The sequence below is a fragment of the Pseudomonas sp. Root562 genome, assembly GCF_001427125.1.
GTDB lineage: Bacteria > Pseudomonadota > Gammaproteobacteria > Pseudomonadales > Pseudomonadaceae > Aquipseudomonas.
The window spans coordinates 174,123-196,487 of record NZ_LMGK01000024.1 but is presented as its reverse complement, the minus strand read 5'-3'; the positions used below and the strand labels follow the sequence as shown (position 1 = coordinate 196,487).

At 60.5% G+C, this 22,365-nt stretch carries 23 protein-coding genes; 17 read left to right on the top strand and 6 right to left on the bottom strand.

All coding sequences use genetic code 11. The features are described 5' to 3' along the window. The first annotated feature begins 30 nt into the window (after nt 1-30). The 8 genes from ASD60_RS22440 to ASD60_RS22405 all read left to right on the top strand — a co-directional run bounded on the left by ASD60_RS22440 (nt 31) and on the right by ASD60_RS22405 (nt 8,489). On the top strand, nt 31-1,125 hold the full coding sequence (locus ASD60_RS22440; RefSeq protein WP_056856080.1) for a serine hydrolase domain-containing protein: 1,095 nt from the start codon (nt 31-33) through the stop codon (nt 1,123-1,125). Next, nucleotides 1,122-1,445: a hypothetical protein gene (locus ASD60_RS22435; RefSeq protein ID WP_056856079.1), complete on the top strand. Its 324-nt coding sequence runs from the start codon at nt 1,122-1,124 to the stop codon at nt 1,443-1,445. Before ASD60_RS22440 ends, ASD60_RS22435 begins: the two co-directional genes overlap by 4 nt. 334 nt (nt 1,446-1,779) lie before the next feature. Further along, nucleotides 1,780-2,955 (top strand): M20 aminoacylase family protein, encoded by a 1,176-nt coding sequence (locus tag ASD60_RS22430; RefSeq protein WP_056856078.1) that lies wholly within the window; start codon nt 1,780-1,782, stop codon nt 2,953-2,955. Nucleotides 2,956-3,036: 81 nt separating this feature from the next. Beyond that, nucleotides 3,037-4,347, top strand: coding sequence for a citrate-proton symporter (locus ASD60_RS22425; protein WP_056856077.1), 1,311 nt, complete (start codon nt 3,037-3,039; stop codon nt 4,345-4,347). Beyond that, nucleotides 4,344-5,792 (top strand): amidase, encoded by a 1,449-nt coding sequence (locus ASD60_RS22420; protein ID WP_269083304.1) that lies wholly within the window; start codon nt 4,344-4,346, stop codon nt 5,790-5,792. Before ASD60_RS22425 ends, ASD60_RS22420 begins: the two co-directional genes overlap by 4 nt. 73 nt (nt 5,793-5,865) lie before the next feature. After that, complete coding sequence (locus ASD60_RS22415) at nt 5,866-6,636, top strand: IclR family transcriptional regulator (RefSeq protein WP_056856076.1); 771 nt, start codon at nt 5,866-5,868, stop codon at nt 6,634-6,636. A gap of 103 nt (nt 6,637-6,739) precedes the next feature. Beyond that, the gene (locus ASD60_RS22410; RefSeq protein WP_056856075.1) at nt 6,740-7,330 is read left to right on the top strand and encodes a YceI family protein; all 591 of its coding nucleotides are present in this window, start codon (nt 6,740-6,742) and stop codon (nt 7,328-7,330) included. Between the two features lies 1 nt (nt 7,331). Continuing rightward, on the top strand, nt 7,332-8,489 hold the full coding sequence (locus ASD60_RS22405; RefSeq protein ID WP_056856074.1) for a phospholipase D-like domain-containing protein: 1,158 nt from the start codon (nt 7,332-7,334) through the stop codon (nt 8,487-8,489). A 501-nt stretch (nt 8,490-8,990) separates the two neighbouring features. Here the strand turns inward: ASD60_RS22405 and bglX are convergent. Continuing rightward, nucleotides 8,991-11,282, bottom strand: coding sequence for a beta-glucosidase BglX (gene bglX / locus ASD60_RS22400; protein ID WP_056856073.1), 2,292 nt, complete (start codon nt 11,280-11,282; stop codon nt 8,991-8,993). A 234-nt stretch (nt 11,283-11,516) separates the two neighbouring features. On the opposite strand from bglX, the gene ASD60_RS22395 reads away from it, so the two are divergent. The 4 genes from ASD60_RS22395 to ASD60_RS22380 all read left to right on the top strand — a co-directional run bounded on the left by ASD60_RS22395 (nt 11,517) and on the right by ASD60_RS22380 (nt 14,872). Beyond that, complete coding sequence (locus ASD60_RS22395; protein WP_056856072.1) at nt 11,517-12,122, top strand: LemA family protein; 606 nt, start codon at nt 11,517-11,519, stop codon at nt 12,120-12,122. Between the two features lie 29 nt (nt 12,123-12,151). Next, nucleotides 12,152-12,904 (top strand): TPM domain-containing protein, encoded by a 753-nt coding sequence (locus ASD60_RS22390; protein ID WP_056856071.1) that lies wholly within the window; start codon nt 12,152-12,154, stop codon nt 12,902-12,904. A 27-nt stretch (nt 12,905-12,931) separates the two neighbouring features. Then, nucleotides 12,932-13,549, top strand: coding sequence for a TPM domain-containing protein (locus ASD60_RS22385; RefSeq protein WP_056856070.1), 618 nt, complete (start codon nt 12,932-12,934; stop codon nt 13,547-13,549). Between the two features lie 105 nt (nt 13,550-13,654). Next, nucleotides 13,655-14,872 carry a class I SAM-dependent methyltransferase gene (locus ASD60_RS22380; protein ID WP_056856069.1) on the top strand — a complete coding sequence of 406 codons (1,218 nt, stop codon included), beginning with the start codon at nt 13,655-13,657 and terminating at the stop codon, nt 14,870-14,872. 114 nt (nt 14,873-14,986) lie between these two features. On the opposite strand, the gene ASD60_RS22375 is transcribed toward ASD60_RS22380, so the two are convergent. Continuing rightward, the gene (locus tag ASD60_RS22375; protein WP_056856068.1) at nt 14,987-15,877 is read right to left on the bottom strand and encodes a DMT family transporter; all 891 of its coding nucleotides are present in this window, start codon (nt 15,875-15,877) and stop codon (nt 14,987-14,989) included. Between the two features lie 79 nt (nt 15,878-15,956). Next, entirely contained in the window at nt 15,957-16,127 is a 171-nt protein-coding gene (locus ASD60_RS28980) for a hypothetical protein (RefSeq protein WP_156386292.1), read from the bottom strand. Between the two features lie 20 nt (nt 16,128-16,147). On the opposite strand from ASD60_RS28980, the gene ASD60_RS22370 reads away from it, so the two are divergent. The 3 genes from ASD60_RS22370 (at nt 16,148) to ASD60_RS22360 (ending at nt 17,570) form a co-directional block, all read left to right on the top strand. Further along, nucleotides 16,148-16,729, top strand: coding sequence for a DJ-1/PfpI family protein (locus ASD60_RS22370; RefSeq protein ID WP_056856067.1), 582 nt, complete (start codon nt 16,148-16,150; stop codon nt 16,727-16,729). 13 nt (nt 16,730-16,742) lie between these two features. After that, nucleotides 16,743-17,048: a ribbon-helix-helix domain-containing protein gene (locus ASD60_RS22365; protein WP_056856066.1), complete on the top strand. Its 306-nt coding sequence runs from the start codon at nt 16,743-16,745 to the stop codon at nt 17,046-17,048. Nucleotides 17,049-17,225: 177 nt separating this feature from the next. Beyond that, nucleotides 17,226-17,570 (top strand): YegP family protein, encoded by a 345-nt coding sequence (locus tag ASD60_RS22360; RefSeq protein ID WP_056856065.1) that lies wholly within the window; start codon nt 17,226-17,228, stop codon nt 17,568-17,570. 110 nt (nt 17,571-17,680) lie between these two features. Here ASD60_RS22360 and ASD60_RS22355 read toward each other — a convergent pair whose 3' ends face one another. Next, nucleotides 17,681-18,568: a dihydrodipicolinate synthase family protein gene (locus ASD60_RS22355; protein WP_056856064.1), complete on the bottom strand. Its 888-nt coding sequence runs from the start codon at nt 18,566-18,568 to the stop codon at nt 17,681-17,683. Nucleotides 18,569-18,599: 31 nt separating this feature from the next. After that, nucleotides 18,600-19,382, bottom strand: coding sequence for an aldolase (locus ASD60_RS22350; protein WP_056856063.1), 783 nt, complete (start codon nt 19,380-19,382; stop codon nt 18,600-18,602). A gap of 111 nt (nt 19,383-19,493) precedes the next feature. Between ASD60_RS22350 and ASD60_RS22345 the strand changes: the two genes are divergently transcribed. Then, on the top strand, nt 19,494-20,036 hold the full coding sequence (locus tag ASD60_RS22345) for a helix-turn-helix domain-containing protein (protein ID WP_056856062.1): 543 nt from the start codon (nt 19,494-19,496) through the stop codon (nt 20,034-20,036). Nucleotides 20,037-20,184: 148 nt separating this feature from the next. Here ASD60_RS22345 and ASD60_RS22340 read toward each other — a convergent pair whose 3' ends face one another. Next, on the bottom strand, nt 20,185-21,204 hold the full coding sequence (locus ASD60_RS22340; RefSeq protein WP_056856061.1) for a DUF4917 family protein: 1,020 nt from the start codon (nt 21,202-21,204) through the stop codon (nt 20,185-20,187). Nucleotides 21,205-21,358: 154 nt separating this feature from the next. Here ASD60_RS22340 and ASD60_RS22335 point away from each other — a divergent pair, with 154 nt between their 5' ends. After that, nucleotides 21,359-22,267 carry a LysR family transcriptional regulator gene (locus ASD60_RS22335; RefSeq protein WP_056856060.1) on the top strand — a complete coding sequence of 303 codons (909 nt, stop codon included), beginning with the start codon at nt 21,359-21,361 and terminating at the stop codon, nt 22,265-22,267. The last annotated feature ends 98 nt before the right edge of the window (nt 22,268-22,365 follow it).

The following is a 22,365-nucleotide window of genomic DNA, read 5'->3' as shown; positions in this document are numbered from 1 at the left end:
TCAGCGGGTTCGTTCCCAAGAGCCCCCGCCATGTTCAAAGGCTTGTCCCTGATTTTTCTATTGTTGCTCGGCCTATCGGCTCAAGCCGAAAACTGGCCCGCCGAGCAATGGTCCAGCGGTCCGGCGATGACTGGCCCAGCACTTGAGGCGCTGGAAAACTATGCCTTCCCACTGCGCGATGACAGCACCCGAAAAGGCCTGCGCACCGATGCCTTGCTGGTGATCCGCGATGGCCAGTTGATCTACGAACGCTACGCCTGGCCGACCACCTCCGAGACGCCGCACCTGACCTGGTCCATCAGCAAAAGCCTGATGGCCACGGTACTGGGCGTGGCGTACGGCGAAGGCCTGTTCAAGCTCCAGGACCCGGTGCAGAGGTTTTATCCGCCCCTGAAAAAACACCCGGACACGAGCATGGCCGACCTGTTGCACTGGGCCTCAGGCATTGACTGGCAGGAAGACTACGAATACGCACCGTTGAAATCTTCGGTGGTGGCGATGCTCTACACCCGAGGTCACGCGGACATGGCCGCGTTCACTGCCGATCATGGCCGGTACGCGGCGCCAGGCCAGACGTTTCGCTATTCCAGCGGCGACAGCAATCTGTTGTCCACCGCGCTGAAAAGCATCGTCGGTGCTAATCGCTATGCGGACTTTCCATGGACAGCCTTGTTCGAGCCACTGGGTATTCGCCACGCCATTTGGGAAACCGACGCCAGCGGCACGTTCGTCGCGTCTTCTTACGCCTACCTGACCGCGCGGGATCTGGCGCGAGTCGGCTTGCTGATGGCCCGCGACGGTCGTTGGGGCGACAGACAATTGCTGCCCAGGGATTGGGTCGCCTTCAACCGCGAGCCGTTCGCCAATTATCACGCGCATCAGGACGAAACCGTTCCCGGTGGCCATTGGTGGCTCAATCGTGCAGCAGACGGAGCGGCACAACCCTGGCCCGATGCGCCCGTCGATACGTTCGCGGCGCTGGGCCATTGGGGCCAGGCGATGTACGTGATTCCGAGCGAAAAACTGGTGATCGTGCGTTACGGCGATGACCGCGACGGCAGCTATCGTCACAACGAATTGCTCAAGCTCGCACTGAAGGCCGTTGCCGGGAAGGTGCAACCATGAGCGGTTTCATCCGGCGCCGGCCGATCAGTTCATTGCTATTGGTCCTGCTGCTCGCCTTGCTGGGCTGGATCTGGCACGAGCGTGTGGCTCTGTGGGCATTCCCCGACATCATCAGCGCCTACACCGCGAAGGAATATTGCTCGTGCCGGTACGTGATGAACAACGACGCCGGTTATTGCCGTGGTTATGTGAAGCAGTGGCTGCCCACCAGCGGGTTTACCGATGACACCCTCGACAAGCGCGTCACCGTCAGCGGCATGGGCCGCAGCAACAGCGCCGCGTGGATCGGCGAACGCCAGGGTTGCCGCTTATCGCCCTGAGTGCGGCGATGCTTTTTGTGGCGAGGGAGCTTGCTCCCGCTCGGCTGCGCAGCAGTCGTAAACTCAGCAACCTCGGTATGTCAGATACAACACGGTTGAGGTGCTAGCGCCGCTCTTCGCAGCGCAGCGGGAGCAAGCTCCCTCGCCACAAGGTTTTGCATTGGTCATCAAAGCTTTTTCCCCTCAGGTTCCACTCTGTGGAACCACATTCGATTGTCCTCGTGCGCGACTCGCGGTTATCTGGCGGTGAGCCCCTGCCTTTGATGCGTCTCGCGCTCCACAAAAGAACAGCGAACAACAAGAACGGGAATTCACTCGGCCTGAGGAAATCGTCATGACTCGACATCAGCACATCCTTGCCTGGCTCAGCGACGTGGCCAGCGACCTGCACGCCACCCGCCAGGACATCCATGCCCACCCCGAACTCGGTTTCGAGGAAAACCGCACCTCGGCGCTGGTGGCCAAATCCTTGGTGGACTGGGGCTACGAGGTTCACACCGGGATCGGCAAGACCGGCGTGGTCGGTGTCCTGCGCAACGGCAACAGCTCGCGCAAACTGGGATTGCGCGCCGACATGGATGCGCTGCCGATCATCGAGAACACCGGCGCCACCTACAGCAGTCAGCATCAGGGCTGCATGCACGCTTGCGGGCATGACGGCCACACCACCATGTTGTTGGGCGCCGCGCGTTATCTGGCGGCGACCCGGCAGTTCGACGGCACCCTGACCCTGATTTTCCAGCCGGCCGAAGAAGGCCAGGGTGGTGCCGAGGCCATGCTCGCCGATGGCCTGCTCGAACGTTTCCCCTGCGATGCGCTGTTCGGCATGCACAACATGCCGGGTCTGCCTGCCGGACATTTGGGCTTTCGTGAAGGGCCGATGATGGCGTCGCAGGACTTGCTCACCGTAACCATCGAAGGCGTCGGCGGACATGGTTCGATGCCGCATCTGGCGGTCGACCCATTGGTGGCGGCAGCCAGCGTGGTCATGGCTTTGCAGACGGTGGTGGCGCGCAACATCGATGCGCAGCAAGCGGCAGTGGTCACGGTCGGTGCGTTGCAGGCCGGGGAGGCCGCCAACGTGATACCGCAGCAGGCGATCCTGCGCCTGAGCCTGCGCGCACTCAATGCACAAGTGCGTGAACAGACCCTCGAACGGGTGCGCGCGATCATCGAATCCCAGGCCAGGAGTTTTGGTTGCAGTTCACGCATCGAGCATCGTCCGGCCTATCCGGTGCTGGTCAACCACGCCAACGAAACCGAATTCGCCCGTCAGGTCGCTGTCGAGTTGCTCGGCGCCGATGCGGTGGACGGCAACACGCCAAAACTCATGGGCAGCGAAGACTTCGCCTGGATGCTCCAGCGTTGCCCGGGCGCCTACCTGTTTATCGGCAATGGCGTATCGCGGCCGATGGTGCACAACCCCGCGTATGATTTTAACGACGACATCCTGCTGACCGGCGCGGCGTATTGGGGCGCGCTGACCGAGAGCTGGCTCAAGCCGGCCTGATTTCCTCACTTTCTACTGCCGCTGGACCGGGCGCGCGCCGTCGTGCCCGCCGTTACCCATCAGGTTTTTGGAGAGTTGCCCATGCACACTTCGAGCACAGGCGTTTCGCGCACCCGGCAGGTGGTCGCCGCCGTTGTCGGCAACGCACTGGAATGGTATGACTTCATTGTTTACGGCTTTCTGGCGAGTATCATCGCCCGGCAATTTTTCCCGTCCGAGGATGAGTACGCCTCGCTGCTGATGGCGCTGGCGACCTTCGGCGTCGGCTTTTTCATGCGCCCGGTGGGTGGCATTCTGCTGGGCATGTATTCGGATCGCAAAGGACGCAAGGCGGCGATGCAGATGATCATCCGCCTGATGACCGTGTCCATCGCGCTGATCGCCTTTGCACCCAACTACGCCGCCATCGGCATGGGGGCGCCGCTGTTGATCGTGGTCGCAAGGATGCTGCAAGGCTTCGCCACGGGTGGTGAGTACGCCAGTGCCACGGCGTTCCTGGTGGAGAGCGCACCGGCGCACCGCAAGGGTTTGTATGGCTCGTGGCAATTGGTCGGGCAATGCCTGGCGGTGTTTTCCGGGGCCGGCATGGTGGCGTTGTTCACCCATTTGCTGACCCCCGAGGCATTGGACCTTTGGGGCTGGCGCATTCCGTTCATCATCGGCTTGCTGATCGGCCCGGTCGGGCTGTGGATTCGCAAGCACATGGAAGAACCGGAGGAGTTTCTTGAGGCGCGCAAACAGGCCAAGGGCGCCAGTCCAAGCTTGCTGCAAGTGATCCGCGAACACCGCCGCGCCATTCTTGTATCGATGGGCCTGGCGTGCGGTGCGACTGTGTCGTTCTACGTGGTCCTGGTGAACATGCCGACCTTCGCTCACAAGAATCTCGGCTTGCCGCTGGACCAGGTGCTGCTGGTGCAGATGCTGGCCGTGGCGTTGATGACCGTGGTCATTCCATTGTCCGGCGCATTGTCGGATCGCCTCGGCCGACGCCCGGTTTTGATGGCCTTCACCCTGGCGTTTTTCCTGATGGTCTATCCGTTGTACGTGTGGGTGGCGGCAGCCCCCTCCATCGAGCGCTTGCTGGTGATGCAACTGTTGCTGTGCAGTTCGATCGGCGGCTTTTTCGGCCCGGCGCCGACCGCACTGGCCGAACAGTTTCCGATTGAAGTGCGCTCTACCGGGGTATCGGTGGCCTACAACGTTGCGGTCATGGTCTTCGGCGGTTTCGCGCCGCTGATCGTCACCTGGCTGAGCAAAGTCCTGGCGACGCCGGTGGCGCCATCGTTCTATGTGTTGTTCGCTTGCCTGCTGACGCTATTGGGCACTTACTGCATGCAGGAAGCACCACGGGCAAAGCGATCTGTCGAACTCAACCTTGAGGTGAAACCTTGAGCATCAATCCGATTGTAGAAATGGACGCCGCTACGCTGTCCCGGGCCATCCACGGGCGGCTGGTGTCTTGCCGTGAAGTGATGCAAGCGTATCTGGCGCAGATCGAACGCTTCAATCCGCAGGTCAATGCGCTGGTGTCGCTGCGAGCGGACGATGAACTGCTGAGCGAAGCCGACGCCTGCGACCGGCAGCTGGATCAAGGCCAGTCCCGTGGCTGGATGCACGGCATGCCGCAAGCGGTCAAAGACCTGGCTGCCACCGCCGGGTTGCGCACCACCATGGGCTCGCCACTGTTCGCCGAACAGGTCCCGCAACACGATGCCATCAGTGTTGCGCGGGTACGCGACAGTGGCGCAATCATCATCGGCAAGAGCAACGTTCCGGAGTTCGGCCTCGGCTCGCAAACCTACAACAGCGTATTCGGCACCACCACCAACGCCTACGACCCGACACGGGTCGCCGGTGGCAGCAGCGGCGGGGCGGCGGTGGCGCTGGCGTTGCGCATGCTGCCGGTGGCCGATGGCAGCGACATGATGGGCTCGCTGCGCAATCCGGCGGCGTTCAACAACGTCTTCGGTTTTCGTCCGTCCCAGGGGCGCGTGCCGTACGGTCCGGCGCCGGAGCTGTTCGTCCAGCAATTGGCCACCGAAGGGCCGATGGGCCGCACCGTTACCGATGTCGCTCGATTGCTCGGCACGCAGGCCGGCTACGACTCGCGCGCGCCATTGTCGCTGACTCAGGACCCGCAGGTTTTCCATCAGTCCCTGGCGCAGGATTTCAACGATGTTCGCGTCGGATGGCTGGGCGACTATAACGGTTACCTGCCGATGGACCCAGGCGTGATGAGCCTGTGCGAGTCGGCATTGCACGACTTTGCGGCACTGGGCTGCAAGGTTGAAGCCTGTCAGCCGGACTACGCCATGGAACGCCTGTGGCAAGCCTGGTTGACCCATCGCCATTGGCTGGTGCAAGGCAGCCTCGGTGCGTTGTACGCCGACCCACGCAAACGCGAGCAACTCAAACCCGAAGCGCAATGGGAAGTCGAAGGCGGACTGCGTCTGACGGCAGCGGATGTCTACCAGGCCTCGGTCAGTCGCAGCGACTGGTTTCGGGCCTTGAACGAATTGTTCGAACGTTACGATTTTCTGTTGCTGCCCACTGCTCAAGTGTTTCCTTTTGATGCACAAACACCGTGGCCGCGCGTCGTCGGCGGGCAGAGCATGGACACTTACCACCGCTGGATGGAGGTGGTCATCGGGCCGACGTTGGCCGGATTGCCGAGCATGAACGTGCCGGTGGGTTTCAACCCGGCCGGACTGCCGACGGGCCTGCAAATCATCGGCCCGGCCCAGGCTGACTTGGCGGTGCTGCAACTGGCGTATGCCCACGAGCAACTGACCCAATGGGTCAAGCGCCGACCGCCCGGTTGTCTGCAAAACTCTTGAGCCTGGCGGACAGGCCCGCATCTTGCTGTGCTTTGTAAAAGAGCAGCGATACGGGCTTAGGGAGTTCGAACCTATGGAGAGCAAGGCAGAAACCGGCAATGTACGTTCCGTCGAGCGCGCTCTGGCGATCGTCGAATTGCTGGGTGAGCATCAGGCGTTGGGGTTGGAGGAATTGCATTACCTGACGAGCCTGCCCAAGTCCACAGTGTCACGGATGTTGCTGACCCTGCAGGAGCAGGGCTGGATCTACCGCGGCTTGAGCGACCGGCGTTACCGCTTGTGCGCCAAGCGTCTGTATGGTGACAGCCAGCAGCGTTTCAAGCGGCGGCTGGTGGAAAACGCCGCGCCGCTGTTGCTGGAATTGAGCGAACGCACCGGGCTGGTGGCGGACTTGTCGTGTTTCGACGGCGAGCGGATCGAGGTCATGGAAAGCGCCATTCCGACGGTGCTACGCAAGCGTTATCCGAACAACTGCCAGATCGTCGGCCAGCACGCCAGCCTGTTTCATTCGGCCATGGGCCGGGCCTGCCTGGGAGAACTGGACAGCCATGAAGTAGAACGTCTGGCCGAGCGTGAGCGGTTGAATGACGACACGCTGTTCAACGCTTCGCAAACGGCGTTGCACCAGGGGTTCGGCCAGCGCACCGAAGGTTACTGGGAATACCCGGTGCGCCTGCCGTTCCTGATTCGAGCGGTGGCTTTACCGATCCGTACCGACGGCCGGCTGGTCGGCAGCATGGCGTTGCACTGGCCGATGGATCAGGCGCCGGTGGAACGGGTGCTGAGCCTGCACCTCAACAGCCTGGCCACGACCATTGGCGATGTGCAGCAGGCGATGGCCTGATTGGAACTTGTGGCTGTTTAGAGACTCAAGGCAACACATTTCTTGCAACCTGTGTCAGGCCGGTTAAGGTTCAGCACAGGTTTACTTGCCCCCACGAGTCTTTATGTCCAAGCGGTCAGTCACCCAAACCCTCGCTTCAGTGCTGTTGGCCGGCGCTTCGCTGTCCGCCCAGGCCAACTGGTATCTGGACGGCGAGTCCTCGCGGCTGTCATTCGTCAGCACCAAAAACGCCAATGTTTCCGAAGTGCAGCGCTTTTTGGTGCTGCATGGCAAAGTCGATCCCAAAGGGCTGGCGCAGGTTGAAGTGGAACTGGATTCGATCAACAGCGGCATTCCGCTGCGTGATGAGCGCATGCGCAACAATCTGTTCGAGATCGATAAATTTCCCGAAGCATTGATCTCCACACAAATCGACCTGCGCCCGATCAACGACCTCGCCCCCGGCGCGCAACTGGAATTGCGTCTGCCGCTGACGGTCGACCTGCATGGCAAACAGCACACCTACAACGCCGAATTGCTGGCGACGCGCCTGGATGACCGGCGCTTCCAGGTGGTGACGCTGGAGCCGTTGGTGATCAACGCCGAAGACTTTGATCTGGCGCCGGGGCTGGAAGCACTGCGCAAGGTCGCCGGTTTATCGGCCATCAGTCTGTCGGTGCCGGTGGGTGCGGTGCTGATTTTCACGGCGCGCTGACATGGCCGGGGCAATTTTTCCGTGGCGTGAAGGCAACCGCTTCGAACTGCTGATCGACGGCCCGCAGTTTTTCCCGCGCATGCTGGTGGCGATAGCCCGTGCCGAGGAACAGGTCGAGTTGGAGTTGTATCTGGTGGAGGCGGGCGCCTGTGCCGAGGCCATGGTGCAAGCGTTGGTCCAGGCTGCCGAGCGCGGTGTGCGGGTGCGTTGCCTGTTCGATGATTACGGCAGCCTCGCGTTCACCCTGACCTTGCGTCAGCGCCTGACGACGGCCGGCGTGGAATTGCGCTTCTACAATCGTCTGAACTGGCGGCGTTGGGTCGGTAACTTCTACCGTGATCACCGCAAGTTGCTGCTGGTGGATCAAAGCCTGGCTGTGGTCGGCGGCACGGGTGTCACCGATGAGTTCTGGACGCCGGGCGAGGACGTCAGTGAATGGCACGAAGTGATGGTGGAAATCACCGGCCCGCTGGTGCTCGACTGGCAACTGCTGTTCGATCGCCAATGGATCGCCAACCGTCATCGCCGCGCCTGGAAACCCGCGGCGCATTTCGGCTTGCCGCGTCTGCCCCGAGTGCCCGCCACAGGGGAGGGCATGGGCCGCGTCGCCTACGCCGACGCCCGTCAGCACCGCGACATTCTGCAATCCTTGACGCGCGCACTGAACAGCGGCCAGAAGCGTATCTGGCTGGCCACTCCGTACTTTCTGCCGACTTGGAAGGTCCGCCGCTCATTGCGTCGTGCCGCCGGCCGTGGCGTCGACGTACGCCTGCTGCTGACCGGGCCACGTACCGATCACCCTTCCGTGCGCTATGCCGGGCATCGCTACTACCCGCGGTTGCTCAAGGCCGGGGTGAAGATTTTCGAGTACCAGCCGTGCTTCCTGCACCTGAAAATGGTGTTGATCGACGATTGGGTGAGCATCGGTTCGTGCAACTTCGATCACTGGAATTTGCGCTTCAACCTGGAAGCCAACCTCGAAGCGCTCGACCCTGGACTGACCCGGGACGTGGCGGCGAGTTTCGAAAAGGATTTTGTCCTGAGCCAGCAAGTCAGCCTGGAAGAATGGCAGCGCCGTCCTCTCTGGAAGCGAATCAAGCAACGGGCCTGGGGATGGGTGGATCGGTTGGTGGTGAATCTGTTGGATCGAAGGGGTTGAGCCTGACATTCCAGATCGTTCCCACGCTCTGCGTGGGAACGCCTCCAGGGACGCTCCGCCTCCAGGGACGCTCCGCGTCCAGTGACGCGGAGCGTCACGGGCTGCATTCCCACGCAGAGCGTGGGAACGATCAGTCCACACGGGGTTACAGCAACTCAAAACTCTGCTGCGTCACATCCTGGGAATCCAGGCCGATCTGCACGTTGAACTYGCCCGGTTCCGCAGCGTATTCCAGATCGTTCCCACGCTCTGCGTGGGAACGCCTCTAGGGACGCTCCGCGTCCAGTGACGCGGAGCGTCACGGGCKGCATTCCCACGCAGAGCGTGGGAACGATCAGTCCACACGGGGTTACAGCAACTCAAAACTCTGCTGCGCCACATCCTGGGAATCCAGGCCGATCTGCACGTTGAACTCGCCCGGTTCCGCAGCGTATTCCAGATCGTTCCCACGCTCTGCGTGGGAACCCACGCAGAGCGTGGGAACGATCAGTCCACACGGGGTTACAGCAACTCAAAACTCTGCTGCGTCACATCCTGGGAATCCAGGCCGATCTGCACGTTGAATTTGCCCGGTTCCGCGGCGTACTTGAGCTGGCTGTTGTAGAACTTCAGGTCGTCCTCGGTGATGGTGAAGTGCAGGACTTTCTGTTCGCCCGCCTTGAGCAGCACCTTCTGGAAGTTTTTCAGTTCCTTGATCGGGCGGATCATCGAACCGGTTTCGTCCTGGATGTACAACTGCACCACGGTTTCGCCGTCACGCTTGCCGGTGTTTTTCACCGTGACGCTGGCGTCGAGCTTGCCGGTCTTGTTCAGCGTGGTCGACGACAGGGCCATGTCGCTCAGACTGAAATCGGTGTAGCTCAAACCGTAGCCGAACGGGAACAGCGGGCCGGTTGTGTCATCGAAATACTGCGAGGTGTAGTTGCCCGGTTTGCCCGGCGTGAACGGCCGGCCGATGCTCAGGTGGTTGTAGTAAGTGGGGATCTGGCCAACCGAACGCGGGAAGGTGATCGGCAGTTTGCCCGACGGGTTGTAGTCGCCGAACAGCACATCGGCAATGGCGTTGCCGCCCTCGGTGCCGCTGAACCAGGTTTCGAGGATCGCGTCAGCCTGTTCTTTCTCTTCAAGAAGCGACAGCGGGCGACCGTTCATCAACACCAGTACCAGCGGCTTACCGGTGGCTTTCAAGGCGCGGATCAGTTCACGCTGGTTTTCCGGGATGTTCAGGTCGGTGCGGCTCGACGATTCGTGGGACATGCCACGGGACTCGCCCACGGCCGCCACCACCACGTCAGCCTCCTTGGCGGCTTTTACCGCTTCGTCGATCAACACGTTGGCCGGGCGCGGGTCATCGACCACTTCCGGGGCATCGAAGTTGAGGAAGTTCAGGTAGTCGAGGATCTTCTTGTCGCTGGTGATGTTGGCGCCACGGGCGTAGATCAGCGTCGATTTATTGCCCAGCGCGGTGGTCATGCCATCGAACAGGGTCACCGATTGCGCCGGGCGACCGGCGGCGGCCCAGCTGCCCATCATGTCGATGGGTGCCTTGGCCAGCGGGCCGACCAGAGCGACTTTCGCGGTTTTCTTCAGCGGCAGGGTCTGATTCTGGTTTTTCAGCAATACCAGGCTGCGACGCGCGACGTCACGGGCCTCGGCGCGGTGCAAGCGGCTGTCGGCGTAAGTGTCGACCGGATCATCCTCGGCCTTGCCGATGCGCAGGTACGGGTCCTTGAACAGGCCCATGTCGTATTTGGCTTCGAGCACTGCACGCACGGCGTTGTCGATATCGCTCTGCTGGATCTCGCCGGACTTCAGCAAACCCGGCAGCTCCTTGCCGTACAAGGTATCGTTCATGCTCATGTGGATGCCGGCCTTGATTGCCAGCTTCGCGGCTTCGCGGCCATCACGGGCGACGCCGTGCTTGATCAGCTCGAAAATCGCCCCGTGGTCGCTGACTGCCAGGCCCTTGAAGCCCCATTCCTTGCGCAACAGGTCGTTCATCAGCCAGGTGTTGGCGGTGGCCGGCACGCCGTTGATCGAGTTCAGCGCCACCATCACCCCGCCGGCACCGGCATCGATCGCTGCGCGATAGGGGGGCAGGTAGTCCTGGTACATCTTGACCGGGCTCATGTCGACCACGTTGTAGTCGCGGCCACCTTCGACCGCGCCGTACAGCGCGAAATGCTTGACGCTGGCCATGATGCTGTCGGCGGCGTTGGCGCCGGCGCCCTGGAATGCCTTGACCATCACCCCGGCAATGCGCGACACCAGGTAGGTGTCTTCGCCGAAACCTTCGGAGGTACGGCCCCAGCGTGGGTCGCGGGAAATATCAACCATCGGTGCGAACGTGATGTCGAGGCTGTCAGCCGCCGCTTCCTTGGCGGCGATGCGCCCGGACAAGCCAATGGCGTCCATGTCCCAGCTCGACGCCAACGCCAGCGGGATCGGGAAAATGGTACGGTGGCCGTGGATCACGTCATAGGCGAAGAACATCGGGATCTTCAACCGGCTGCGCATGGCGGCGTCCTGCATCGGACGGTTTTCCGGGCGGGTGATCGAGTTGAACGTACCGCCGATGTTGCCCGCGGCGATTTCCTTGCGGATCATCTCCCGAGGCATTTCCGGGCCGATGCTGATCAGGCGCAACTGGCCGATTTTCTCATCGAGGGTCATTTGCTTCATCAGGTTGCTGACGAAGGCTTCCTTGTTCTCCAGAGGTGCGGGCGTCGTGGCGGCCAATACGTTATGACTGGCCAGGCTGACGAACAGGCCCAGCAAACACAGCTTCTTCATGAATAGTTTTCTCAAGGGCCCAAACGGCGATGTACACGCCGGCCAGCCAAAATTTAGGGAGCGACTATTGTTGTTCGGGTACCGGTTCAAAAAAGCCGGATGCGTTTTTTGCGCTGGGCATTTTTTAGCCCATTGCCCCGATGCAATCCAGATGCGCGGCCGATTATGCCCGAAGAGCCGGCCGAGAGGGTCTTCGGTTGTTTTTTCCATGAATGTGAAGGGAGCATCACTGATATGAATGTACGACAGTCCTACCGGTCGAGCCTGCAAGTGGCCACGTTATTGGTACTCGCCACGCTACTGACAGCCTGTGGCATCAACAACATCCCGACCCTCGACGAGCAGGCCAAGGCGGCCTGGGGCCAGGTGCAGAACCAGTATCAGCGCCGTGCCGACCTGATTCCCAACCTGGTGGAAACGGTCAAGGGCTACGCTGCCCATGAGAAGGAAACCCTGACTGCCGTGATCGAGGCCCGGGCGAAGGCAACGTCGATCCAGGTCGACGCCTCCACCCTCGATAACCCGGAAAAGCTCAAGCAGTACCAACAGGCCCAGGATCAGCTCAGCGGTGCCTTGAGCCGTTTGATGGTGGTGGTCGAACGCTATCCGGACCTCAAGGCCAACCAGAACTTCCTCGCCCTGCAATCGCAGCTCGAAGGCACCGAAAACCGCATCAGCGTGGCCCGACGGGATTTCATTCTGGCGGTGCAGAAGTACAACACCGAAATCCGCACCTTCCCCGGTCGCCTGTGGCATAGCGTGATGTACAGCGACCTGCCTGTGCGCGAAACCTTCGAAGCCACGCCAGGCTCGGAAAAACCGCCCGAGGTCAAATTCTGATCGGTGCGTCACCACGGACGAGGTTGCACATGCGCGTCTTGAAAGCAGGCCTGGTGCTGATGCTGTGGGTGTTGACCCTGGCAGCCCAGGCCGAATTGAAGTTTCCTGAGCTGACCGGACGGGTGGTGGATAACGCCCGAATGATCGAACCGGCGGTGCGTGAGCAACTGACGCAGCAGCTTCAGGCCCATGAAAAATCTACCGGTGAGCAACTGGTGGTAGTCACCCTGGAGAACTTGCAGGGCACCGACATTGCCGACTTCGGTTATCAATTGGGGCGCTACTGGGGCATCGGCCAGAAGGACAAGAACAACGGCGCGCTGCTGATCGTCGCACGGGATGAGCGAAAACTGCGTATTGAAGTCGGCTATGGCCTGGAGGATCGCCTGACCGATGCGCAGAGTTCGGTGATCATCCATCAGGTGATCACACCCGCTTTCAAGACCGGCAATTTCAGCAAGGGCATCAGCGACGGTGTCGCGGCGATGCTGGTGGTGTTGGGCGGTAATCCACTGGATGAGCCGTCGACGGTATATGAGTCCACGGGCGATCCGAATGATGATCTTGTCTCGCGGCATCCCGGGCTGTTCGTGTTTTTGGTGTTGTTGTTCATCCTGACTGTGTTTGTTTGCCAGATGCTCGGTATTCTCCCCGCCGGCCGGGGTGGTTCGGGTGGCTCCGGTGGTGGTTTCGGCGGTGGCGGTTTTGGCGGCGGTGGCGGCGGGGGCTTCAGTGGCGGCGGTGGCAGCTTCGGCGGCGGTGGTTCGTCCGGCGGCTGGTAACAATAAAATGAACAGGCACTTCACGACATGGCATTACTGACTGAACACGAACAACGCAAAGTCGCCGAGGCGATCGCCCGGGTCGAGCGTGACACCGACGCCGAACTGGTCACAGTGCTCGCGGCCCGCGCCGACGACTATGCGTACATCCCGCTGCTGTGGGCCAGCCTGCTGGCGCTGGTGGTGCCGGGGATCGTGCATTACCTGAGCGGCTGGCTGACCCTGCATAGCCTGCTCATGGTGCAATGGACTTCTTTCATCGTGTTGTGCCTGCTGTTCCGGCTACCGAAAGTCACCACCCATTTGGTCCCGCGCTCGGTGCGTCACTGGCGCGCTTCGAACCTGGCCCGTCGGCAGTTTCTGGAGCAGAACCTGCACCACACCGAAGGCAGCACCGGCATTCTGATTTTTGTTTCTGAAGCCGAGCGCTACGTGGAAATCCTGGTGGACGAGGGCATTTCCAGGCGTCTGGACAACAAGAACTGGGACGCAATAGTCGCTGCATTCACCCAGCAAGTCCGACAGGGGCAGACGCTGCAAGGCTTTGTCAGTTGCGTCGAGGCGTGCGGTGAATTGCTCAAGGTGCACGTGCCGGTGACCCATGTTCGCAATGAGTTGCCGAATCGCTTGGTGGTGTTGGGGTAACAGGCGATATCACACCGTTCGGCAAATAACTGCGTGTCCCGAACGTTCATCCCCCCTAAAATACCTGCCATTCCCCCGATCCGCCCCGCCTGAGGCCGTTTTTCCATGTCTGTCACCGCCACTCCCGCCAGCGTCGCGCCGGATCATCACACCCAATTCATCCACTTGCTGCAAACCAGCTTGGAGCAAAACGCCTTTATCAAACTGGTGCTGGCCAAATATGTTGGCGATGAAACCGATCTGCAGCGGATCATCGTCAAACCGGTGACGGTCAAGACGCAGCCGTGCCTGTCCTTCGTCTACCGCTACAAAACCCGTGACATCACCAAGAACCTGCCGTTGGACCAAGGTGTGGCAAGCATTGCCGGTTTGCTGCCAGCATCGTTCAAAAATGCGCATTTACTGTCGCTGACCGATGAAGCCCAGCTCGAATACAGCAAAAAGGGCAAGAGTTCGCTGTTCAAGAGCAAACCCCAGCAATTGCGTGAAGTGCCGTCCGCCGAACACAACCGCGAGAAGAACCGGTTTCTGGATTTGAGCCGACCGTTCCTCTCCGACCTCGGTGTGACCAACAGCAAGCACGAGCTGATCCCGGCGATGTCGCGCAAGTGGAAACAGATCAACAAGTTCATCGAAGTGTTCAGCCATGCGCTGACCTCGTCACCGCTGGCGCTGGACAAACCGGTGCGCGTAGCAGACTTCGGTTCGGGCAAGGGATACCTGACGTTCGCCATCCACGACTACCTGCGCAATACCTTGAACGCCGAGGGCGAAGTGACCGGCGTTGAACTGCGTGAGGACATGGTCACCTTGTGCAACGCCGCGGCAGCCAAGCTTGAGCATCCGGGACTGGTGTTCAAGTGCGGCGACGTGCGCAGCGTGGCACCGAGTGAACTGGACGTGATGATCGCCTTGCATGCCTGCGACATCGCCACCGACTATGCCATCCACACCGGCATCCGTTCCGGGGCGTCGATCATCATGTGCTCGCCGTGCTGCCACAAACAGATTCGCCTGCAAATCCAGAGCCCGGCGTTGCTCAAGCCGATGCTGCAATACGGATTGCACCTGGGCCAGCAGGCGGAAATGGTCACCGACAGTTTGCGTGCGCTGTTCCTCGAAGCCTGTGGTTACGAAACCAAAGTGTTCGAGTTCATTTCGTTGGACCACACCAACAAGAACAAGATGATCCTGGCAGTCAAACGCGCCGAACCGGTAGAGCCGGCTCAGCTGTTGGCGAAGATCCAGGAACTGAAGGATTTCTACCAGATCACCGAGCATTGCCTGGAAACCCTGCTGCGAGCCGACGGCTTTATTAAATGATGACTCTGTAGGAGCACAGCTTGCTCGCGATGGCGTCCTCAAAATCGCCATCGCGAGCAAGCTTTGCTCCTACACGTGCTTGGCGATCCGCCGGCAAGCCTGGCTCCTACAGGGTTATGCACTAGCTACACGAGCCGGCTGCACCGCAGTCTTGCGCCCGAGCATCACGGTCACGATCACCCCGGCCGCGAACACCCAGGTAATCGGTTCCACGTGTTCACCGAAGAACAACGCGGAAAAGGCGATGGTGAAAAAAATCTGCAGCAACTGGATCTGACTGACCCGGGCAATGCCGCCCATGGCCAGCCCGGCATACCAGGCAAAGAAACCGATGAACTGCGAAAACAGCGAGACGTAACCGAAGGCCCACCAGGTCTTGGCCGAAATCTCGCCCTGGTGTTGCAGCGCCAGATACACCACCGGGCCGATCAGCAGCGGCGTCGACAGCACCAGTGCCCAACAGATCACCTGCCAACCGCCCATTTCCTTGGCCAATCGCCCACCTTCGGCGTAACCCAGCCCACCCACCGCAATCGCGCCGAGCATCAGCAAGTCGCCAGCCTGAATGCTGCCGGCACCGCTGATCAGCGCGTAACCGAGCACCAACGCACTGCCCAACGCAGCGCAGGCCCAGAAGGCTTTCGACGGCCGTTCATGGGACAACCACGCGGCATACAGCGCCACGCACAGCGGCTGCAGACCATTGACCAGTGCACCGTGGGACGCCGGCAAGGTTTGCATGGCCCAGGCCGACAGCACCGGAAACCCAAGAATCACCCCGGCAATTACCAGGCTCAGGCCTTTGATCTGTTTCCAGGTCGGCCATTTTTCCCGGCGCCACAGCAACAGCAATGCCGCCGGGATCGCCGCGAACAACGCTCGGCCCAGGCCATTGAGCAGCGGGTGCAGTTCCTGCACGACAATTCGTGTGAAGGGCAGGGTGAGGCTGAAAATCACAACGCCAAGCAGGCCCAGGGCCATACCGGTGTTTTCGCGCGAGGACATGATGGCAACCAGAATCGTGGAGGGTGCGGTTATCTAGCCATAATCGCGTCCCAAGCCGCTGTAACAGCTGGGTGAAGAGTTATCCGTACAGTTTGAGGGCTTCTTCGCGGGCAAGCCTCGCTCCTACAGATTTGGCGTGTTCCTTGTAGGAGCGAGGCTTGCCCGCGAAGAACGAAAACGCGGTCTTCGGGTAGTAGCCGGTTGTTACCCGGTCCGCCAGATAAGGACTACCTTGAATATTCCTATGCATTTCCAAGAGGAGTCCTACACATGGCCGCTAAAAAAATCCTGATGCTGGTCGGCGATTTTGTCGAAGACTACGAAGTGATGGTCCCCTTTCAAGCGTTGCTGATGGTCGGCCACACCGTTCACGCGGTGTGTCCGGACAAAACCGCCGGCCAGACCGTGCGCACGGCCATCCATGACTTCGAAGGCGATCAGACCTACAGCGAAAAACCCGGTCACCTGTTTGCCCTTAACTTCGACTTTGCCAAGGTCAACGCGGCGGATTACGACGCGGTGCTGATTCCGGGCGGTCGTGCGCCGGAGTACCTGCGTCTGAACGAAAAAGTCCTGGAACTGGTGCGCGATTTCGACAAGGCCGGCAAACCGATCGCCGCTGTGTGCCACGGCGCGCAACTGCTGGCGGCGGCCGGGATTCTCGAAGGGCGCGAGTGCAGCGCTTATCCGGCTTGTGCACCGGAAGTGCGTCTGGCCGGCGGTACGTTTATCGATATCCCGGTGACGGACGGCCATGTTCAAGGCAATCTGGCCACGGCGCCGGCCTGGCCAGCGCACCCGAACTGGCTCGCCGGTTTCCTCGGTTTGCTGGGCACCAAAATCACGCTGTAACGAGGAAGCCGTCATGTGCGAGCTGTACGTCAAGGCTGACCCGATTCTCTACGAATCGCGCTCCCGTTCGCTGCGCATTTGCGGGGTGGTGACCACTCTGCGCCTGGAAAACCAGTTCTGGGACATTCTCAGCGAAATCGCCGAAGTCGACGGCATGACCACCAACCAGTTGATCGCCAAACTGTATGAAGAAGTGATGGACTACCGTGGCGAAGTGGTGAACTTTGCCTCGTTTTTGCGGGTGAGCTGTACCCGGTATTTGAGTCAGCGGCGGACAATCGCTCCGGAATTGTCGATGGTGAAGCGTTCAGTCAGGTAGGTTTGCGGCGTGCTTACTGGCCCTATCGCCAGCAGGCTGGCTCCTACAGTGGATTGCGTACAAACAGTCCAATGTAGGAGCCAGCCTGCTGGCGATGGGGCCTTTATAGGCGACAGAAATAGCAGGCTGGTCTTTACTCTGAAGCGCGCAATCTCTCAATCGCCAAGGAGAATCAGCATGTCCGGATGGTATGAAGTGAGCAAAAACAGTAGCGGTCAGTTCAGGTTTGTGCTGAAGGCGGCGAACGCCGAAACCATTCTGACCAGCGAGCTGTACACCACCCGCGCCGCGGCCGACAAAGGCATCGCGTCGGTCCAGGCCAACAGCCCTCAGGATGAGCGCTACGAGAAGAAAACCACCAAGGATGGCCATCCCTATTTCAATCTCAAGGCCGGTAACCACGAGATCATCGGCAGCAGCGAATCCTATGCCTCCGACGCCGCGATGGAGAAAGGCATCGCCAGCGTCAAGGCCAACGGGCCGACCAAGGTGATCAAGGACAAGACCTTGCCGGTGCTTTGAATCCAACCCTGTACGAGCGAGCCTGCTCGCGATGAGACCGTCACATTCAACCGTGATGTTGACTGACAGACCGTCATCACGAGCCGGCTCGCTCCCACATGTTCCGCGTTTTAACGCAAGGTTTTGATCAACCCTTGCAACTGAGCACGACCCGCTTCACCCAACGCAAACACCGGCAACCGCGGATCACCCACCTCCAGACCGGTTTCGCGCAAACCGGCCTTGATCGTCGCCGGCAAGCCACCCTTGAGGATGAAGTCGAGCAATGGCAACTGGCGATAGAACAACTCGCGCGCCTTGCCCAGATCATTGGCCATTACCGCTTCATACAAGTCCAGGTTGAGCTGTGGGATCAGGTTCGGTGCCGCCGTGCACCAGCCTTTCGCGCCTGCCGCGAAGGCTTCGAGCGCCAGCGGGTTACAGCCGTTGTAGAACGGCACCCGACCTTCGCCCAAGCGTTGCAGCTGATGCATGCGCTGGATGTCGCCGGTGCTCTCCTTGACCATGGTCACGTTTTCGACGCCATTGACGATGCGCAGAATCAAGTCCACCGACATGTCGGTGCCGCTGGTGGCCGGGTTGTTGTAGAGCATGATTGGCACGCCGATGCTGTCGCCGATGGCGCGGTAGTGGGCGAGGATCTCTGCCTCGCTGAGCTTCCAGTAGGAGGTCGGCAGCACCATCACCACATCGGCGCCATGGGCCTCGGCAAAACGTGCGCGGCGTACCGCTTTGGCAGTGGTCAGGTCCGACACGCTGACGATGGTCGGCACCCGTTTGGCAACGTGCTTGATGCTGAACTCGGCGACCTGATCCCACTCCGCGTCGCTCAGGTAGGCACCTTCGCCGGTGCTGCCCAGTGGCGCGATGGAATGCACGCCGCCGTCGATCAAGCGGTCGATGGAACGCCCGAGCGCGTCAAGATCAACGCCTTCGCCGTTGGCGGTGAATGGGGTGATGGTGTAGCCGATGATGCCGTGAATGTTTGCGGTGGACATGGTGTCGCTCCGTTGTAAAAGGGCAGGGGTGTCAGTTCAGGCAATCGGCGTGTTGGCGCAGGTTCTGCCGGGCGTAGTAGTTGAAAGCAGCGGCATGGCGCTTGGGCCGGGCGATCCAGTCGTGGGCTTCGCGACCCAGTTCCGGAATGATCGGCTTGATGGTCCCGGCGCTCATTGCCAGCAATTGCAGTTTGGCGGCGCGTTCGATCAATTGTGCGATCACACAGGCCTCCTCGATGGTGGTGCCGGTGGACAACTGGCCGTGGTGAGAAAGCAGAATCGCCCGTTTGTCGCCGAGTGCGCCGGCAATCAGGTCACCTTCTTCGTTGCCTACCGGCACGCCGGGCCAACCTTCGAGGAACGCGCAGTCGTCGTAGAGCGGGCAGAGGTCCATGTGGGAAATCTGCAGCGGCACTTCCAGCATCGATAACGCGGCGATATGGGTCGGATGGGTGTGAATGATGCAGTTCACATCCGGTCGTGCGCGGTATACCCAACTGTGGAACCGATTGGCCGGATTCGGCATGCCGTGGCCTTCGAGCACTTCCAGGTCTTCGTTGACCAGCAGCAGGTTGCCCGCGGTGATTTCGTCGAAACCCAGGCCCAGTTGTTGAGTGTAGTAAGTGCCAGGTTGTGGGCCGCGGGCGGTGATTTGCCCGGCCAGACCCGAGTCGTGGCCATTCTCGAACAGAATGCGGCAGGTCAGGGCCAGCTTTTGCCGGTCGGTCCACGTATTATCCGCCAACGTGTTTTGCATCTGGTTAAGCGCTTGCTTGACCAGTTGATCTTTGGGCAGTGCTAATGTCTTGGCCATATCGGTGTCCTCTTTGGCTGAGTCATGCAGATGACACGAAAGATGCTATATGACACTTTGTGTCATGAGCAAGGACAATTCGTCACCTTCTTGATGGATTAATCGCTCCACATGTCTATCCGTTTGAAATTATTGAGAAAAAAACTTGGCGTAACCCTTGAGGAATTGGCGGAAAAATCCGGCATGACCAAGAGTTATCTGTCGAAGGTCGAACGCGGGTTGAACACGCCGTCGATTGCGGCTGCGTTGAAACTGGCCAAGGCGCTAAACGTGAAGGTCGAGGAGTTGTTCTCGGAGGACAAGGTCAGTGTCGACAGCTACAGCCTGGTGCGCAGCCACGAGCGGCAACCGTTGGGTTCCAGCGAGGACAACCCGGGCTATGCGGTGCTGGCCCATCAGGTCAGTGAACGCAGCCTGCTACCGTTCATCATTTACCCGCCGACCGAGTTCATCGACAAGGCCTTCAAGGAACACTTGGGCGAGGAGTTCCTGTTCGTCCACGAAGGGCAGGTGGAAGTGGATTTCGTCAGCGAACGCGTGCTGCTCAATCGAGGCGATGCACTGCACTTCAACTCACAGAAACCGCACCGGATTCGCTCGGTGGGCGAGGTGCAGGCGCAGTTGCTGGTAGTGGTGCATAGCGCTGAAGACTGAGTGGGTCGGTTTTGGTGGCGAGGGAGCTTGCTCCCGCTGGGCTGCGAAGCGGCCCCCTGCATTTTTTAAAGAACATGCAGGGGCAGGATTACGACTGCTGCGCAGCTGAGCGGGAGCAAGCTCCCTCGCCACAGGTCAGGCGTTTGCCTCAGACCTCAACGGGTACGGCCAACTTCGGGCTACCCAGCGCATGGGTCTTCGAATCAAAAAACCGCAACTCAATCCCCGTCCCCTCGAACACCTTCGCGTAATGCCGCTTCTGATGCTGGATGAACGCCTTGCTGCGCGGATAGATCGAAATCGCCAGCACCTGCGGTTTGGCCAGGCGCAAGGCATGGATGATGTGTTTGTCCTGCTCGCCCAGCGCATGCCCGAAAATGCACAAACCATCGCCATGGCCGAGTAGCTGCTCGTAGCAGAACGACAGGTAATCGGAGCTGCGGATGGTCTTGAGTTTGTCCGCGCTCGGCCCTTCGTTGACGAACAGCGGTACGTCGTCGAGGGTCTTGATCGTGTTGTTGATGGCGAAATTGCCCAGCAACGTGCCCTCGGTCGACATCAACTTGCGCGCTGTGCCGTCCTGGTTACGCACCAGGTGCAGACCGCCGTGCAGGTACAGCAAGCGGGTTTTATCGGTGGCGGTGGTGCTGAGGTCGAAGGCGGGTTCGGCACCCTGGAACAGATCGGTGATCGTCTCGGGCAGGTGTTGCACCGCCCAGTAGTTGAGCAGGTCGTAATTGGTGGTGAACACCGTGCGCCAGGTGCTCAGTTCCTGGTTGATCGTCGCCAGCGTCGATGCCTGGACCAACCGCCACGGAATGTGCGCGGCATGCACGGTGTTGATCAGCGCTTCCTTGATCGCGTAGTAACGATTGCGCGGCGCGGCGGAGCTGACGGCCAGGGCCTTGTTGACCCGGCTGGTGGTTTTCAGCGCGCTCAGCACCTGCTCGAAGCTGCGGGTGTGCATGGCATCGAACACGCTCAGCTCGGATGGGCTCAGCGGTTTTTCTTCCACTGTGCGAGCGTTTTCAAACAGCGACTCATAGCCGAAATCATCCCACACCGCGCGGCTGGCACCGTTGCCCACCAGCAGGCCGCTGAACGCAGCGCTCGTGCGCAAGGCGTTCCAGTCTTCAAGTTGGGCATCGACATCCAGGAAATCGGTCATTGCGTTTTTTCGACTCACGGCAAAAGGGGCTGATGGGCGGCGACTTTATCATGCCGGGCGGGGAGATTTTTCGTCGCGCGCTGCATCCCCGGCACAGCCCGGACGAAGGACGTTATGCTGCGCCTTCGCCTGAGCCGACTTTGCCGAGTGCCCAATGCTGCAAAAAAGCCTGATCCGCCGCCTCGACCTGATCACCCTGCAACTGTTTGTCGCTGTACATGAAGAGGGCACGCTCACCCGTGCTGCCGCGCGCGAAGCGATTGCGGTGTCGGCGGCGAGCAAGCGCTTGATGGAGTTGGAGGAGGCGCTGGGCATCAGTCTATTCGTGCGCCAGGCCAAGGGCATGACGCTGACGGCGGCCGGTGAAACCTTGCTGCATCATGCGCGGCAAATGCTGTTCAACGTCGAGAAAATGGGCCTGGAACTGGGTGAGCACAGCCACGGGGTGCGCGGTTATGTGCGGATGCTCGCCAACCTGTCGGCGATCATTCAGTTTCTGCCGGAAGACTTGCGGGATTTTTCCGAGCGGCACCCGCAGGTCAAGACCGATCTCGAAGAACGTCCCAGCGCCGGGGTGATTCAGGGGGTTCTGGATGGTGTGGCGGACCTCGGGATCTGTTCCATCGACAGCGACATCAAAGGCCTGCACAGCGTGTTGTACCGTCAGGACAAACTGGTGGTGGTGATGCTGCCCGAGCACACGTTGGCATCACGCGAATCGGTGCCGTTTGCGCAAACCCTGGATTCCGATTACGTCGGCCTGCATGCCGCCAGTTCGATCAACATGCGCACCCACGCCGCCGCGAGGCAGGCTGGCAAAGTCTTGCGCATCCGCATTCATGTACCGGGGTTCGATGCGGTGTGTCGCATGGTGCAAGCCAACATGGGCATCGGCATCCTGCCACAGCGAGCCTATGAATTGTTTGGTCGAGCGTTGGGGTTACACGCGGTGCCGTTGACGGATGAATGGTCGGATCGGGCGTTGATTCTGGTGGTGCGGGATGAGGCGTCACTGTCGCCGGTCAGCCGGATGTTGTTCGAACACTTGCGTGGTCAGGTCTGATCGTTCTGCGTTGAAGGTACCGGCCCTTCGCGGGCAAGCCTCGATCCTACAGGCCTAGCGTAATCCATGTAGGAGCCAGGCTTGCCCGCGATGGCGGC